Source organism: Nocardia sp. CS682 (genome assembly GCF_004634405.1).
Classification (GTDB): Bacteria; Actinomycetota; Actinomycetes; order Mycobacteriales; family Mycobacteriaceae; genus Nocardia; species Nocardia ninae.
On sequence record NZ_CP029710.1, the window covers coordinates 7,662,306 to 7,676,762 of the forward strand.

Below are 14,457 nucleotides of genomic sequence, written 5' to 3' on the forward strand. Positions count from 1 at the left end.
GCGAGCACGCCGCGACTCGAGCAGTCACCCTATCGACAGCGAGAGGACACCTATCGTGACCAACACCCTCGATCCCGCAGAGCTACAGTCCGCTTTGACGGCGGTGCATCGTGCGGGCATGCCCGGACTCTTCGCCGAGGTGCGCGACGACGGTGAAAGCTGGCGCGGCGCAGCCGGAGTCGCGGATGTCGCTACCGGCCGCCCCGTGACGGCCGACATGCGGCACCGTGTCGGCAGCGTCACCAAGGCGTTCACCGCCGCTGCTGTGCTGCAGCAGGTCGACAACGGTGAAATAGCGCTCGACACACCGATCGGTCACTACCTGCCGCAGTTGGTTCCCGGCGATCGCGGTGCGGCGATCACCGTCCGGATGTTGATCAACCACACCAGCGGTCTCGCCGAGTACCTCCCGTATGCCTACCCATCTCTCGCGGGCTTCCCTGTCGTGGCGAAGACGACACCGAAGAGCCTGGACGACAACCGGTTCACGAAGTTCGACCGGACCGACCTGATCGAGCTGGGAGTCGCAGCGCCTGCCACCGGAACTCCCGGCGGCACGCCGGGCGTGTACTCGAATACCAATTACCTTCTCCTGTGCCAACTTCTGGAGTTGGTAACCGGCACCTCGGCGGAAAAATGCATCACCAGCAATGTCATCGAGCGCGCCGGGCTGCGGGACACCGAGCTGCCTACCGGACCATACGTCAACGGACCGCACTCACTGCATTACGAGGCGTGGTTCGGAATGATAGACCCGCCAGTCGATTACAGCGTCTTCGATATGTCATGGGTGGGCCCGTCGGCTTCGCTGATCTCTACCGTCGGGGACCTGAACCGCTTCTTCGGCCTGCTGCTGGCCGGTGAAATCGTCAGCCCCGGGTCGCTGGCGCAGATGCAACGCACCGTCCCGGTCATCTCGTTCGAGGGGAAGACAATCGACTACGGTCTCGGCCTGCACAAGACAACGGTGCCCGGTCGCGGCATCTACTGGGGTCACGACGGCTCCGTCTGGGGTGGCGGCGGGTTGTCCATGACCAGTGCCGACGGCAAACGGCAGCTGTCCCTCGTGGTAAACATGCAGCGCTGGAACCGAATCGACGCCTCGCAGCAGCCCCAGCCCCACCCCATCGACGAAGCCATGCACGCCTTTACCCAACTCGTGCTGTGCGGTTGACATCTACACCCTCGGGTCGCTGGGCAGGCGGCATGCCGGTGAATGTGTAGCTGTTGTGGAGGTGTTGTGTAGGAACCCGATTCGGCTCTGCGCGTTGCTATGTTCTATCCGTTGCGTCGATCTGTGACGCGACTGGGGCCAGCACCATTTCGGTTGGCGCAGCGAACAATTGGAGTTCTTGACGATGCGTATTCGTACCGCTGTCGCAACACTCGGCTTAGCCGTGCTCGGGATCGGCGCCGCTGCCGGGCCGGCAGCGGCGCTCGAACCGTTCCATGATCCGGAATTGGGCGTCATAGGCGTGGATCTCAACCAATCCGACACCGCCGCCTTGTCCAACAGCCCGCTCCCACAGCTACTGGATCCGTTGCTGGGCAACGCCATTTACGTCACCTTCGACGTCGACCTCGAGTCGGCGGAGCTCGAGCCAGAGATCCGTCGCGGTCCGCTGCCGGGCGGTTTCTCAGGCTTCGTCGCCGATGCCGCACAGTCGCGGGGCGTCATGGGAGTCATGGTGGGGGACGGAAATACGGTGCTCGTATACCAAGCCGTCCCCCAGTCGCGGGGCTGACTTCGCTTTTCCGAAATGCGCAGTTGGGCAAACGATCAGGAGGAAACGAGGCTGGTGGCGTCTCGCTCGATGCCACCACCAGTTCCTCCTGATCGTCTGACCAGTGGACCGGGGGAACGGTAGTTGGATTGCGTGCGAGCGAACTGGGGATAGCGGGGTGGCGGATCCCAGTTGCTGAACGATTCATCGCTGCGGATCGTAGTGACAGATACGGGTGGCACTTGGCGATCATCCGCGTTCCGGATTCGAGGTTGTGTCATGCATCTGTTGGCTACCGATGCGAGTGCCGGGGCTGGTCCTGGTGGTCGCGGTGCGATCGTGCTCGGTTTGTTCCGGATTCTCGTGGGGCTTTCGTTCGTCGCGCACGGGCTTTCCAAGCTGTTCGCGTGGCCGGTGGCCCCGCACGGCGGTCATGTCGCGACGGTCGGGAGCTGGCCGAGTTGGTGGGCTGCGGTGATCGAGATCGGCGGGGGTGGTCTGGTGGCGCTGGGTATCGGCACCCGCATCGCCGCGTTGCTCTGTTCCGGCGCGATGGCGTACGCATTTCTGCTCGTGCATGTGAAGCAGAGCGCGATTCTGCCGATTCAGAACGGCGGTGAGACCGCTGTGCTGTTCTGCTGGTCGTTCTTCCTCATCGCCATGATCGGTCCCGGCGCGTTCGCGGGGGATACGCTGCTGCTACGGCGAACAGGCCGCTCGATGCGCCGCGCAACCCCCGTGCGCGGTTAGCTCACACCCGGCTCATCTCGTCGGCGATCGCCTCGGCGAAACTGTCGACATCGTCGGTGGTGGTGTCGAAGGCGCACATCCAACGGACCTCGCCGGTGCGTTCGTCCCACAGATAGAAGCGATAACGCTTCTGCAATCGCTCGGTCACTTCGCGAGGAAGAATCGCGAAGACCGCGTTGGCTTGCACCGGGCGCACGATCCGCACACCGTCGATACCGGCAACCGCGGCCGCGAGGCGCTCTGCCATCGCATTGGCGTGCGCGGCACTGCGCAGCCAGAGATCGCCGCCGAGCAGCGCCTCGAACTGCACCGAGACGAAACGCATCTTCGACGCCAATTGCAGCGACATCTTGCGCAGATAGCGGATATCCCGGACGGCTTCCTGGTCGAGCACCACGACACATTCGCCGAGCAGCAGACCATTTTTGGTACCGCCGAACGACAGCACGTCGACCCCCACATCCGTGGTGATCGCGCGCAACGGCACGCCGAGCGAGGCGGCCGCGTTGGCCAGCCGGGCACCGTCGACATGGACCAGCATGTCCCGCTCGTGGGCGTGTTCGCAGATCGCGCGAAGTTCATCGGCGGTGTACACGGTGCCGGACTCGGTGCTCTGGGTGACGGACACGGCCGAGGGCTGGGCCCGATGCTCGTCGCCCCACCCGTAGGCCTGCCGGTCGATCAGTTCGGGGGTCAACTTGCCGTCAGGAGTGGCGACAGTGTGGATCTTGATTCCGGCGAGCTTCTCCGGCGCGCCGCACTCGTCCACGTTGATGTGCGCGGACTCCGCCGCGATCACCGCGCCCCAGCGCGGCAGCAGCGCTTGCAGCGCAACGACGTTGGCACCGGACCCGTTGAATACCGGGTACGCCGTGGCTCGCTCGCCGAAGTGCCCGGCGAAAATTTCCTGGAGGTGGGCGGTGTACTCGTCCCCGCCGTAGGCGATTTGATGGCCGCCGTTGGCCAGGGTCAGCGCCGCGAGCACCTCGGGGTGAATCCCGGCGTGGTTGTCGCTGGCGAAGCCGCGTACGGCGGGATCATGCCTGCGAACGGCGTCGGTGCCGGCGGTGTCAGCCACGGATATTTTCCCATCGAGTTCGGTTGTGCCGATCAGTACAGCGACGACGCGGAACCGCAGCGACCACATGTTGTTGCGTGGGTCTACGATTGTCGCTTCTACACATTCCAGCATTCTACGAAGGGGAAACTCCATGGCACGCAAGGTCGTTGTGACACTGGTCGACGACTACGACGGCAAGTCCCAGGCCGAAGAAACAGTGCACTTCACCTTGGATGGCGTGGCGTACGAGATGGATCTGTCGGCAGTCAACGCCAAGCAACTCCGCGGTCTGTTCGCGGAGTGGACGTCGACGGCCCGCAAGGTCGGACGTGCGCCGCGAGGCACGAGCAACGGGTCGCGGCCGACGGCCGGCCGGGAGCAGACGGGTGTCATCCGTGAATGGGCACGCCAGAAGGGTATTGATGTGTCGAGCCGCGGGCGGATTTCGGCCGAGGTGGTGGACGCCTACAAGAAGGCGAGCATGTAAGTCCACCAGCATCGCCGAGTCGGGCTCGGCCGTGGGGGACTGGTCCTTCCCTGCCGAGCCCGCCCGTCGAATTCGCCGCGCCGTTTTCCGGGCGCGGCTTTTTCATCTCGAACGGCTGTTCGTGGCCCGTTCGATGCGCCGGATGCGTTCGCGCGCAAGAAGTTCGGTCATTTCGGTGAGCGAGTCGGCCAAAAGTGGATGCAGTTCGGCGCGCGCCCGAGCGACGGCGGCGTCGATCACCTCCGCGGACACCGTGGGGAATTCCCCGCCCAACCGCTGGACGGTCGCCCGGCCGGACGTCACCGACTTCACCCACTGACCCATCAGATCCGGCGGCTTGGCCAGGCCGCCACCGAGGCTCGGCGCGGCGGCGTTCGGCCCGTAATCAGAACGCTTTCGCGCCGAACGCGCATCGGACTTATCGCTACTCAACGGCATATATCACTCCAGAGACGGCACCCAGAGGCAGCGAGCCGCGCTTCGGGACTCGGGAAAAGTAGTTGAACTGTACACCGCAATTCGCGCCGGGCACAGATCAATCCACGCATTTGCTCGTGGAAGTCGAAGAGGGGCAAAGAGTATCGCGTCTCGGCGGTGCGGATAAACGTTCCGGCTGTTCACAGCAATTCTGCTGGCGAAAGTGCCGATTTGCCCGAAGTTGAACTGGACGGTTGCCCGACTTCGCAAATGACCGCCGAGATTCCTGCGATGCGGCCCTGGTGCAGGCGGGCTCCGCAACTCGGAGTCCGCCTGCCCGGCTCACCCGGTTGGTCGGATCGTGGTTGTGATGCGGTGAGCTACCCCACACCCCGTCACAACCACGACTGCTCGCTCGTCTTGTTCGGTAGCTGCTAGTCGAAAGGTTCCTCCATGAAATCTGGAATGGTGTTCCGGCGCTTGGCCCTGTCGGTGGTCGCGCTGCTGGGCGTATTCGCGAGCATTGCTGTTCCCGTGGCTTATGCCTGGGAGCCGCCGACCTCGGACTATCGATCTCAGTATCTGACCCGGGTGGAGTCGCGGTACGTCGATACCGACCTGGCCCGATTCCACTACACCCGCACCGGCACCGGCTCTCCCGTGCTGCTTGTCGCAGGTGGTGGGCTATGGGGCTACTCCTGGCGTGAGGTGATCCCGGCGCTGGCGGCTGAACACACCGTCTATGCCGTGGATCTGCCCAGTCAGGGTTTCACCGAACTCCATCGCGACGACTTCGCCTACACCCTGCCCGCGATGTCGCAGGCGATCGAAACCGTCCTCGACGCCCTGGGCCTGGACCGGGTGGCGATCGTCGGCCACTCCTGGGGTGGTGCGTGGAGTCTGTACTTCGCTCAACAGCATCCCAGCCGGGTCGAACGGCTGGCACTGCTCGATTCGCCGGGGCTCGACGCCGAAAAGGCGCCTGTCACACCGTTGTTCACCACACCGCTGCTCGGGGAGCTGGCCACGAACCTCACCACCCGCTCCTTCTACGCCGAGAGCATCCGCGGCACCTTCCACAATCAGCACCTCGTCACCGAAGAGGTGATCGACGAGCTCTACGCGCCGTTCTCCCGCCCCGCGAACCGCGCCGGGTTTCTGTCGCTGTGGCGCAACCTGGACTTCCGGCTCACCGACACCGGACTGGCCGGTGTCGCCGCACCCACGCTCGTGGTTTGGGGCGCGCAGGACAGTTGGCTGCCGCCTGCGCAGGCCGACGCACTGGCCGCCCGGATTCCGAATGCCACGGCAACAACCCTGCCGGGCTGCGGGCACACCGTCCACGAGGACTGCCCGGCCCAAACAATCCCGCTGCTGACCTCATTCCTCCGCTGAGTTCGATGCATCAAATGCCGGCTCCGATCGATGTCCGTGCAACGCTTCGCTGGGGACGTAGACGCGCGTAAGATGCTACTGACCTGGATTGCACTGATTTTGTTGTTGGACAATACGATTGGGGGACGGGCCGGTGGGAGCATTGCTGGTCGGGCAGTTCGATACCAAGGACGCTGAAGGTCGCGTCTATTCGGTCAACGAATATCAGCACGCGGTATCTGTCCCGGGATCGCCGCCGATCATGAGCTTCGAGCTGGCCTCGGGGGAGCAGGTGAAACACCTCGGGGGCGACCTGTTCGAAATCGTGTCGACGGGCGCGGAGCTCACCCGAGTCCCCTAGCGCTCCGGGCTCTCGGGCGCCTCGTCTGTGAACGCGGCTGAAATCAGCACTTCACGCCGGGCACGGGTTCCGCCCGAGTGTCCGCCGGAGCCGACCATCGATACGAATTCCGCGCAGATCGCTACCGAGCAGCGGTCAGCACTGCCGCGAGACCTTCCTGCAGGTCCTTGACGAAATACTCGGGAACCTCCAGTGATGGGAAATGGCCCCCGGTTTCGGGCGACCTCCATCGGACGATCTGCCGGTACCGCTCCTGTGCCCAAGGGCGCGGGCACTTTTCGACATCGCGGGGATACATAGTGAGTGCTGACGGGACGTCGACCCGGAGTTCGGGGTCCAGCGAGTTGTGGCTTTCGTAGTAGATCCGGGCCGCCGATGCGCCGGTCCGCGTCAGCCAGTACAGGGTGACGTCGTCGAGAACGCGGTCTATGGAAATCGTTTCGAACGGACTGTCTTCGGTATCTGTCCACTCGGCGAACTTGTCGAGGATCCAGGCGAGCAACCCGACCGGTGAGTCGACGAGCGAGTAGCCGATGGTCTGCGGTCGGGTGGCCTGCTGCTTCGCGTACCCCGCGTGGTGGCGCCAGAAGTCACGGGTTTCCTCGGTCCACTCGCGCTCGACCGCCGTCAGCCCGTCCGTCGGCAACCCGGGCGGCGCCTCCGCGAATGTCGAGTGGATGCCGAGCACGTGCGCCGGGAACCTGCCGCCGAGAACCGTAGTGATATTGCCGCCCCAGTCGCCGCCGTGGGCGACGAACTTGCGGTAGCCGAGCCTGCCCATCAGTTCCACCCATGCGGCCGCGATCTTTTCGGTTCCCCACCCGGTGGTGGCAGGCTTGTCGCTGTAACCGAAGCCCGGCAGCGACGGGACCACGACGTGGAACGCCGGCGCGGCTGCGTCTTTCGGATCTGCCAGTTCGTCTACTACATCGATGAATCGAACAATGCTGTCGGGCCAGCCGTGCGTCAAGATCAGTGGAGTGGCATCTGCGCGCGCGGATCGGCGGTGCAGGAAGTGGATTCTCAGATCATCAATGGTCGTGCGGAATTGGCCGATGCGGTTGAGGCGCTCTTCGAACGACCGCCAGTTGTATTCGGTGCGCCAGTAATTCACGACATCGATGAGGTCGGCGAGCGGAACGCCCTGGTCCCATCGGCGCGGGTCGGGCACGGCGCGGTAGACGGTCTCGGTCTCCGGTAGTCGCGCCGCGGCCAATCGCGCGCGCAGATCCTCGAGGTCGGCGTCGGTTGCGTGGGCTTCGAATGCGTGCACGTCGCTGGTCGGACGGGGCATGAGACCTCCTGGCCGTCGGGTAGCCGGTTACGGCCTGTCGTGAACCGGCTAAGACGGTTCTAGCATCTCTTCGTGTGCCCGTGCAACCGGCTAAGGTGGTTCCATGCCTGCTGGGTTCCTTGACTTCCGCCTCGGTAGCGTGCTGGCGACCAGCTTCACGGCGACGCTGACAGAGCGTCAGGGCGACCGGGTAGAGCGCATTCCCACGCCGCGGCGACTCATCGACTGGCTCGCGGTGAACGGCCTCGCCGTGGAGTCCTGCAGCACTGACCAACTCGAACTCGCTCGGGAACTGAGGGAAGCAATTCACGCCGCGGCGACAGCGGCCGCGAACCGAGAAGCTCTTCCCGCGTCTGCTGTTCGAGTCATCAATGACTGCAGCATCCATGGTCGGGCCGCGGCCGTCCTGACGCACGAGGGCAATCGTCAATGGCGACTCAGCTCGGCTTCCCGCGTAGAAGATGCCCTGGGCGTAATCGCCGCCGACGCGATCAGCATCATCGCAGGCGAACGCGACGGAAAATTGGCCTTGTGCGCATCGCCGACCTGCCGGGCCGCCTTCTTCGACACCAGCCAGAGCCGCACCCGCAAATGGTGTGACATGAACACGTGCGGAAATCGTCAGAAGAAGGCGCGCTTCAATGCAAACCAGCGCAAAAACACCAAAGATTGACCACACTCGCACCGACGAGTTTCGAGTGCACGGGAGGTCTACTCGGTTATGAGGAAACTGATTTACGGGTTCGGTGTGTCCCTGGACGGCTACGTCAACGATCGCGACGGCAACATCGACTGGACCGATCCGGATGACGAACTGCACCAGTTCCACAACGACCGGTTCCGCGACCTCGAGATCTCGCTGCACGGCCGCCGGATGTATGAGCTGATGGCCGAGTACTGGCCGCACGTGCCCGCGGACGCGCCGCGCATCGAGCGTGAGTTCGGCGAGCTGTGGACGGAGAAGCCGAAGGTCGTCTTCTCTCGCACGCTCACCGAGGTGCAGTGGAACAGCACGCTGGTCAGCGAGAACGCGGTCGAGGAGGTCCGCAGACTCAAGGCAGGCGGCGATGGCGTCATGGAGGTCGGCGGCGCAGACCTCGCCGCCTCGCTGATGCCACACGGGCTCATCGACGAGTACCAGATTTTCCTGTCGCCTGTGGTGCTCGGCGGCGGCACACCGTTCTTCCCGTCGCTGGACAAGCGCATCCAGCTCCGATTGACCGAGACGAGGCACTTCGACACCGTGGTGATGCTGCGCTTCCTCGCCGCTTGAGGTCCGTTCGCATCAGACCAGCGTGCTGAAGATGTGCCGTGCGGCTTCGGCGATCAGTTCGCTGCTGGGTTCGGCGTCGTAGCCGCCGGTGCGGTCGGACATGATCGCGAGGACGAGGGGCGGGTGGGCGGTCGGCCAGACGATGGCTATGTCGTTGGCTCGGCCGTAGTCGCCGGTGCCGGTTTTGTCCGCGATGGTCCAGCCCGCGGGTGCCGCGGCGGCGATTCGCTTGGCGCCGGTCACGTTTCGGACGAGCCAATCGGTCAGGATGGTGCGTTTGTCTTCGGGCAGGGCGGAGCCGAGGATCAACTGCTGGTAGTCGGCGGCGATGGCGCGGGGCGTGGTGGTGTCGCGGTCGTCGCCGGGCGGGTCGCGGTTCAGTTCGGGTTCGTACTGGTCCATGCGGCTGACGGGGTCGCCGAGTCCGCGCCCCGACACGACTACGGCACAAGTAGTCATAGCAGGTCTATGAGAGACGAGTCGGTGCAGCTGTCCGGCAACCCTGGGAAATTCAGGGATTCAGACCGAGTCCTGCATCCCTGGCGCGGACGATCGCATTGGCCCGATCGGGCACGCCCAGTTTGGTGAAGATGCGGGAAAGGTAGTTGCTGATCGTCTTCGGCGCCAGCTCGAGTTCGGCCGCGATCGAGGCATTCGACAATCCCGCGGCCACCAGGCTGAGCACGTCGAACTCCCTGGTGGTCAGCTCCGGAAAGGGCCGGGTGCGCTGGTTGGAGTTGGCCAGCAGCGTGGCGAGCCTTGCCCCGATGTGCGGGCTGAGCACCACCCAACCGGCGGAGACCGCGCAGATCGCGCGCAGGATGTCGTCGCGCTCCGCGGCGTTGCGCAGATAGCCGCCCGCACCGGCGCGCAGGGCGGCGAACACCGACTCGTCGTCCTCGGCGACGCTGAACACGAGCACCGCGACATCCGGTGCGGAGCGCGCCAATTCACCGATGACAGCACCACTTTCGGGTTGCCGCCACTGACCGAGGATCAAAACGTCCGGCCGGTTCAACACCGCCTCACGCAACGCGCCGTCGGTCGTGGTCTCGGCGACGACGGTGATCCAGTCGACGGAGCCGAGCAGCGACCGCAATCCGGCCCGCACCACGGCGTGATCGTCGGCGAGCACCACGGTCAACCGGTGCGTTCCGGACAACGTCGAGCCGGTTCCGTCGATGACCGAAAGCTCGGGTCCGAAGGTTCGCCGCTGGGGAGCGGGCTGCACTGTCATCAACCCCCTGGCACAGTCCTATGTGTGGCCGAACGCATCCGGCTCTGCCGCCTGAGGATGGCTCGGCCTGCGTCGGCGCGGAAGATCTCGGACCGCTGACCGAACCCCGGACGCGATCGCCGTCCGGGAAAGGCTATGGCAATTCGCTATCGATCACGTTGTGCTGCGGTAGGCATAGCTGGGGCGCCCGATGGGCAGGCGTGGAATATTCGACGGTGGGATGAGGGTTGAACTGCCGCATGCAGATCGGTATCAACACCTTCGTCACCGACGAGGGGATAAGCGGTCCGAAGCTCGGCCAGGCGCTGGAAGAGCGGGGGTTCGAATCGCTCTTCTTGGCCGAGCACTCGCACATCCCCGCCAGTCGGGAATCCTCGTACCCGGGCGGCGGTGAGCTGCCCCGGATGTACTACCGCGTGTTGGATCCGTTCGTCACTCTCGGTGCTGTCGCGGCAGTGACCGAGAAGCTGATCCTCGGCTCCGGGGTGACGCTGCTGATCCAACGCGACGTCATCCACACGGCCAAAGAGGTCGCCACGCTGGACCGAATTTCCAATGGCCGCTTCGTATTCGGCGTAGGTGTCGGTTGGAATCGGGAAGAGATGGCCGATCACGGTACCGATCCCCGCACCCGCGGCGAACTGCTCGATGAGCAACTAGCGGCGCTCCGGGAGATCTGGACCAAGGACCTCGCCGAATACCATGGCCGCTTCATCGATTTCGATCCGATGTACGCCTGGCCGAAGCCCGTCCAGCAACCGCATCCGCCCATCTTCATCGGTGGTGGCGAGGCCGCGGCCAAGCGCGCGGTGCGGCACGGCGTCGGGTGGATCCCCATCGCGCTGACCGATCCTGCCGCGATTCCGGCGCAGTTGGCTCACTTCGACGGTAATGATCTGCCTGTCTCTGTCGTGGGTGTGGCGCCCGACCCCGCGGTCCTCGACGCGTATGCCGAGGCCGGGGTGCAGCGCGTCACGATCTCGCTGCCGACCCGTCCGGAATCCGAAAGTCTGCACCAGCTGGACGAATTCGCGAAGCTCGTCGATCGGTACCTGACTCTGCGGTGAGCGCGTCGATCGGATCCGTGCCCATGCCGGACTGCGGCGGCCGCGTTACCGGAGCAGGACCTGCCTGGGGCCCATGATGATCCGATCGTGCGGGCGCAGAGTCTTGATGAGGGTTTCCAGTTCCGGACGCGCGAGAGCGACGCAGCCCGCAGTGGGGCCCGAGCCGGCGTGCAGGAAGATTGCCGAACCGCTGCCATGGACGATCGGCGACTCCGGAGGCCGGTTGTAGTCGATGACTACGACCTGTTTGTAAGGGCCGTCGTTCATCAGCTCGGTGAGGTCTTCGTCGGCGGGCAGGCAGGTGCCCGAGTAGTAGGTGTTGTAGCGGTGGTCGCCGCCGGTGGAACCCCAGCACGCGCCGCCGCGGCGCAGCGTGCGATAGGGCAGTTCGGTGCCGGGATTCACCTCGCCGAACGCCTCGGTCAGCGGGTAGGAACCGGTGGGCGACTTGCCGTCGCCCTCACGTTTGGCGTTCGGTTCGGCGAACCCGTTGCTGCCGATGTACCCGGCGGTGGACAGGGTTGGCTGCCAGGCGGCGCCACGCCGGACACAGGCGACAACATTCACCTCGGCGGTGCCGTAATCGTCGGCGATCGCGAAGACAACTGTCCTCGCTGACCCGGCCTGGTATCTCGATTGGCCGTTACTCAACGCCTGGCAGAAATTGCTTGCGGCGGCCGGGGGAGCGGCGACGGTCAGCGCCGCGCCGACGCATAAAATGTATATCGCGAGGCATGAATTTCTTAGGAGCGCAACAGATTCATCGATATCGACCTCCCCGAACACTGGTGGATGTGACGGACGCCGAAACAGCAGCCTAGCGGCCGATGATCTTTCCGTCCGGCGACTCGCCTATGCCTCGGCGACCACATCCACGGCCATCGACCGGCCGGCGATCTTGAGGCACGCCGGGGGCGACGGCGGCAGCCCGGCGACAATCCCAGCATGATGGTGGGATGTCCGAGCGGGTGAGCGCATGCGCGCATTTCTGATATTGATCGTCGTGCTGGCGATCGCACTGATCGTCGGCGACCGGGTCGCAGTCGCGATGGCGCAGAACGAGATCGGCCGCAAGGTCGCCGCCGACTACAACCTTGCGCAGCAGCCGAGCGTCGACATCGGCGGCTTCCCGTTCCTGACGCAGGCCGTCGACGGCAACTATCGCGACATCGACATCCGGGTCGGCGACTGGAGCGGTCAGGGCCTCACGGTCCACAATCTCGATGTCACGCTGACGAACGTCGCCGCGCCGCTGAGTGATCTGCTGCAGAAGCGCACGTCGAACCTGGTCGCGGCCGTGGCCACAGCGACAGCCGTGGTTCCCTACGCCGCCGTGCAGGGCTTCGCGCCTTCGGGAGTGGAGTCGATCTCCTACAGCCCGGACGGTCTGCGCGTCGCCGGGACATTCTCGGTGGAGGGTATCCGGGTGCCCGCGACGGTCATCGTCACGGTCGCGCCCACCGACAACGGTATCGAGGTCACTCCGGTCTCGGTGCAACACGCGGCCGGTGGACCGACGATTTCGCTGGCAATGCTGCGCCGAGCCCTCACCTTCACCGTGCCGCTCCAGCGGTTGCCGCTCGGTGCGCGACTGACGGCCATCCAACCGAGCGCCGACGGCCTCCAGGTGACCGCCACCGCCCACGACGTGCGCTTCTCCAACCTGGAGTGAGCCACGCCCGCCTCGCGAAGTGATCTGGCCGACCTGCTGGGTCCGGTCTCTCGACCGGTGTTGGGCTGCACGCCAGCGGCGTGTGAGGGCGGTGCAAGACCAGACTGCCAAGGTCGTTGGCATGACGTGGCATACCGGCCGGCAGGCCGAGGGGAAGACGATTCTGGTTACCGGTGCCAACGCAGGCATCGGATATTTCGTGGCCGAGCAACTCGCGGCCAGCGGCGCCGACGTGGTGCTGGGCTGTCGTGATACCGCCAAGGCAGACCTCGCGATGCGCGCCATCAAGGTTCGAGTGCCTGGCGCCCGACTGCGAGGGGTGCGCATGGATCTGTCGGATCTGTCCTCGCTGCCCGCCACCGTGGACGCGCTCGATGCCGATCGATTGGACGCGGTCGTCCTCAATGCCGGGATTCTGTTGTCGGGTCCCGATCGGCGGGTGAATGCGCAGGGGCACGAATTGATGTTTGCGACCAATTACCTGGGGCACTTCGCGCTGGTCGCTCATCTCGCGCCGATCTTGACCGCCACCGCGCACAGCCGGGTGATCACCGTGGGCAGTTTCGCCGCCCGGTCGGAACGGTTGGACCTCGCCGATCTGCACTCCGAGCACGACTATCGAGCCAAGCGCACCTACGGGCGATCGAAGCTGGCTCAAATGCTTTTCGGCTTCGAACTGGACCGCCGCCTACGCTCCCACGGTTCCGATATCGCCAGCATCGTCGCCCATCCCGGCGGCGCACTGGACTCCCTGACCCCCTCGCGCCCACCACTTTTCGTCCGCACCACCACCCAGCGCCTGCGCGGGCTACCCGCAGGACTAGTGCTGCACGGCAAACACGCAGCTGCCGAAACCATTGTCCGAACCGTCCTGGATCCGGAGATCACCGGCGGACAACTCTGGGGGCCAAGGGTTTTCGGTCTCCGCGGTCGGCCCCATCGGGAAGCACCCCGCCCACACCTGACCGACCCCGACACTGCCGCCGAACTGTGGGCCGCCAGTTCGGCACTCACCGGACTGGATCCGCTCTAGCGCCCAGTCGCACCGACCCGACCATGATCCGTGCCGGCCTTCTTGCCGCTTGCTCCCGTGAGGTTGCGGTGTGGGAGGCGGCCAGAGCTGGCTGCCGATAAAGCAGGGCTTCACCGGCAGCCGTAATGGCCTGTCAGGCCTTGAACGTCAACTTTGCGCAACCCTTATCGCCGTAAGAGCCCGGCAAACCCTCCCCGGTCGTCGAAGGGCGACTACTGGATGCGCTCTGGGGTTTCATGCCGCCCAACCTGCCGATACCACCCCGGCCGTCGCAACGGCCTGCTTGTCCACCTAGCGTGGCGCCCGAACCAGCGTTTGTTTCCGCGGTCCCTCCGGCGGTGATGGTCGCGGAGTCACCGGTGCAGAAGGAACCTTCCTTAGGGCCACCGACTCCGCCGGCTCCGCTCGTACCCTCAGCTTGGTCCGAACCGGCAGTTCCGCCATCCCCGCCGAACCCGCCCTCGGCAGCGGCCACCTCTGTCCCATCGACGGTGATAGAAGAACGTTGACCGTCATCGCCCGGACCACCGGCTGTAGCCGTTCCGCTGTCGCTGCCCTTACCGGCCTTTCCGCCACGCCCTCCCTTGCCCACGGTCAATGTCACGACCTGCCCCGCAGTGACCGCCACCGTACAGACAGCAGCGGCGCCGCCACCACCACCGCCGCCACCGCCGCCAATGTGCGAATTCCAGCCACCGCCACCGCCAC

At 65.1% G+C, this 14,457-nt stretch carries 16 protein-coding genes and 1 pseudogene; 11 read left to right on the forward strand and 6 right to left on the reverse strand.

What is annotated here, in order from left to right; all coding sequences use genetic code 11:
- Nucleotides 1–55 precede the first annotated feature (55 nt).
- From DMB37_RS34710 to DMB37_RS34720, 3 genes are all read left to right on the forward strand, one after another.
- Nucleotides 56–1,174 carry a beta-lactamase family protein gene (locus DMB37_RS34710; protein WP_240771788.1) on the forward strand — a complete coding sequence of 373 codons (1,119 nt, stop codon included), beginning with the start codon at nt 56–58 and terminating at the stop codon, nt 1,172–1,174.
- 184 nt (nt 1,175–1,358) lie between these two features.
- Nucleotides 1,359–1,745, forward strand: coding sequence for a hypothetical protein (locus DMB37_RS34715; RefSeq protein WP_135236297.1), 387 nt, complete (start codon nt 1,359–1,361; stop codon nt 1,743–1,745).
- A 258-nt stretch (nt 1,746–2,003) separates the two neighbouring features.
- Nucleotides 2,004–2,474, forward strand: coding sequence for a DoxX family protein (locus DMB37_RS34720; RefSeq protein WP_135236298.1), 471 nt, complete (start codon nt 2,004–2,006; stop codon nt 2,472–2,474).
- Nucleotide 2,475: 1 nt separating this feature from the next.
- Here DMB37_RS34720 and DMB37_RS34725 read toward each other — a convergent pair whose 3' ends face one another.
- Nucleotides 2,476–3,552, reverse strand: a complete 1,077-nt coding sequence (locus DMB37_RS34725) for a low specificity L-threonine aldolase (RefSeq protein ID WP_240771789.1) — start codon at nt 3,550–3,552, stop codon at nt 2,476–2,478.
- Between the two features lie 133 nt (nt 3,553–3,685).
- On the opposite strand from DMB37_RS34725, the gene DMB37_RS34730 reads away from it, so the two are divergent.
- A complete protein-coding gene (locus DMB37_RS34730) occupies nt 3,686–4,021 on the forward strand; it encodes an Lsr2 family protein (protein WP_107655543.1) in 336 nt (111 codons plus the stop codon).
- A 102-nt stretch (nt 4,022–4,123) separates the two neighbouring features.
- On the opposite strand, the gene DMB37_RS34735 is transcribed toward DMB37_RS34730, so the two are convergent.
- On the reverse strand, nt 4,124–4,459 hold the full coding sequence (locus DMB37_RS34735) for a hypothetical protein (protein WP_135236299.1): 336 nt from the start codon (nt 4,457–4,459) through the stop codon (nt 4,124–4,126).
- A 432-nt stretch (nt 4,460–4,891) separates the two neighbouring features.
- Between DMB37_RS34735 and DMB37_RS34740 the strand changes: the two genes are divergently transcribed.
- Both DMB37_RS34740 and DMB37_RS34745 read left to right on the forward strand, forming a co-directional pair.
- Entirely contained in the window at nt 4,892–5,833 is a 942-nt protein-coding gene (locus DMB37_RS34740) for an alpha/beta fold hydrolase (protein WP_135236300.1), read from the forward strand.
- A 133-nt stretch (nt 5,834–5,966) separates the two neighbouring features.
- A complete protein-coding gene (locus DMB37_RS34745; RefSeq protein ID WP_135236301.1) occupies nt 5,967–6,173 on the forward strand; it encodes a hypothetical protein in 207 nt (68 codons plus the stop codon).
- 121 nt (nt 6,174–6,294) lie between these two features.
- On the opposite strand, the gene DMB37_RS34750 is transcribed toward DMB37_RS34745, so the two are convergent.
- Nucleotides 6,295–7,467 (reverse strand): epoxide hydrolase family protein, encoded by a 1,173-nt coding sequence (locus tag DMB37_RS34750; RefSeq protein WP_135236302.1) that lies wholly within the window; start codon nt 7,465–7,467, stop codon nt 6,295–6,297.
- A gap of 103 nt (nt 7,468–7,570) precedes the next feature.
- On the opposite strand from DMB37_RS34750, the gene DMB37_RS34755 reads away from it, so the two are divergent.
- Together DMB37_RS34755 and DMB37_RS34760 are read left to right on the forward strand one after the other, a co-directional pair.
- Nucleotides 7,571–8,140: an ABATE domain-containing protein gene (locus DMB37_RS34755; protein ID WP_135236303.1), complete on the forward strand. Its 570-nt coding sequence runs from the start codon at nt 7,571–7,573 to the stop codon at nt 8,138–8,140.
- Between the two features lie 48 nt (nt 8,141–8,188).
- Nucleotides 8,189–8,740, forward strand: coding sequence for a dihydrofolate reductase family protein (locus DMB37_RS34760; RefSeq protein WP_135236304.1), 552 nt, complete (start codon nt 8,189–8,191; stop codon nt 8,738–8,740).
- Between the two features lie 12 nt (nt 8,741–8,752).
- Here the strand turns inward: DMB37_RS34760 and DMB37_RS34765 are convergent.
- Both DMB37_RS34765 and DMB37_RS34770 read right to left on the reverse strand, forming a co-directional pair.
- Nucleotides 8,753–9,205: pseudogene (locus DMB37_RS34765) on the reverse strand (serine hydrolase); the annotation flags it as partial.
- Between the two features lie 46 nt (nt 9,206–9,251).
- Entirely contained in the window at nt 9,252–9,977 is a 726-nt protein-coding gene (locus DMB37_RS34770; protein WP_135236306.1) for a response regulator transcription factor, read from the reverse strand.
- A gap of 239 nt (nt 9,978–10,216) precedes the next feature.
- On the opposite strand from DMB37_RS34770, the gene DMB37_RS34775 reads away from it, so the two are divergent.
- Nucleotides 10,217–11,044: an LLM class F420-dependent oxidoreductase gene (locus DMB37_RS34775; RefSeq protein WP_135236307.1), complete on the forward strand. Its 828-nt coding sequence runs from the start codon at nt 10,217–10,219 to the stop codon at nt 11,042–11,044.
- Nucleotides 11,045–11,089: 45 nt separating this feature from the next.
- Here DMB37_RS34775 and DMB37_RS34780 read toward each other — a convergent pair whose 3' ends face one another.
- Nucleotides 11,090–11,695, reverse strand: a complete 606-nt coding sequence (locus DMB37_RS34780) for a L,D-transpeptidase family protein (protein ID WP_167769024.1) — start codon at nt 11,693–11,695, stop codon at nt 11,090–11,092.
- A gap of 325 nt (nt 11,696–12,020) precedes the next feature.
- Between DMB37_RS34780 and DMB37_RS34785 the strand changes: the two genes are divergently transcribed.
- A complete protein-coding gene (locus tag DMB37_RS34785; RefSeq protein ID WP_135236309.1) occupies nt 12,021–12,716 on the forward strand; it encodes a DUF2993 domain-containing protein in 696 nt (231 codons plus the stop codon).
- Nucleotides 12,717–12,837: 121 nt separating this feature from the next.
- Entirely contained in the window at nt 12,838–13,749 is a 912-nt protein-coding gene (locus DMB37_RS34790) for an SDR family NAD(P)-dependent oxidoreductase (RefSeq protein ID WP_135236310.1), read from the forward strand.
- Nucleotides 13,750–14,457 lie beyond the last annotated feature (708 nt).

Bases quoted from the DNA above. Each gene is read 5' to 3' on its own strand.
- DMB37_RS34740 (WP_135236300.1), top strand. From the start codon at position 4,892: ATGAAATCTGGAATGGTGTTCCGGCGCTTGGCCCTGTCGGTGGTCGCG.
- DMB37_RS34785 (WP_135236309.1), top strand. From the start codon at position 12,021: ATGCGCGCATTTCTGATATTGATCGTCGTGCTGGCGATCGCACTGATC.
- DMB37_RS34735 (WP_135236299.1), bottom strand. From the start codon at position 4,459: ATGCCGTTGAGTAGCGATAAGTCCGATGCGCGTTCGGCGCGAAAGCGT.
- DMB37_RS34730 (WP_107655543.1), top strand. From the start codon at position 3,686: ATGGCACGCAAGGTCGTTGTGACACTGGTCGACGACTACGACGGCAAG.
- DMB37_RS34790 (WP_135236310.1), top strand. From the start codon at position 12,838: ATGACGTGGCATACCGGCCGGCAGGCCGAGGGGAAGACGATTCTGGTT.
- DMB37_RS34715 (WP_135236297.1), top strand. From the start codon at position 1,359: ATGCGTATTCGTACCGCTGTCGCAACACTCGGCTTAGCCGTGCTCGGG.
- DMB37_RS34755 (WP_135236303.1), top strand. From the start codon at position 7,571: ATGCCTGCTGGGTTCCTTGACTTCCGCCTCGGTAGCGTGCTGGCGACC.
- DMB37_RS34750 (WP_135236302.1), bottom strand. From the start codon at position 7,467: ATGCCCCGTCCGACCAGCGACGTGCACGCATTCGAAGCCCACGCAACC.
- DMB37_RS34760 (WP_135236304.1), top strand. From the start codon at position 8,189: ATGAGGAAACTGATTTACGGGTTCGGTGTGTCCCTGGACGGCTACGTC.
- DMB37_RS34770 (WP_135236306.1), bottom strand. From the start codon at position 9,977: ATGACAGTGCAGCCCGCTCCCCAGCGGCGAACCTTCGGACCCGAGCTT.
- DMB37_RS34720 (WP_135236298.1), top strand. From the start codon at position 2,004: ATGCATCTGTTGGCTACCGATGCGAGTGCCGGGGCTGGTCCTGGTGGT.
- DMB37_RS34775 (WP_135236307.1), top strand. From the start codon at position 10,217: ATGCAGATCGGTATCAACACCTTCGTCACCGACGAGGGGATAAGCGGT.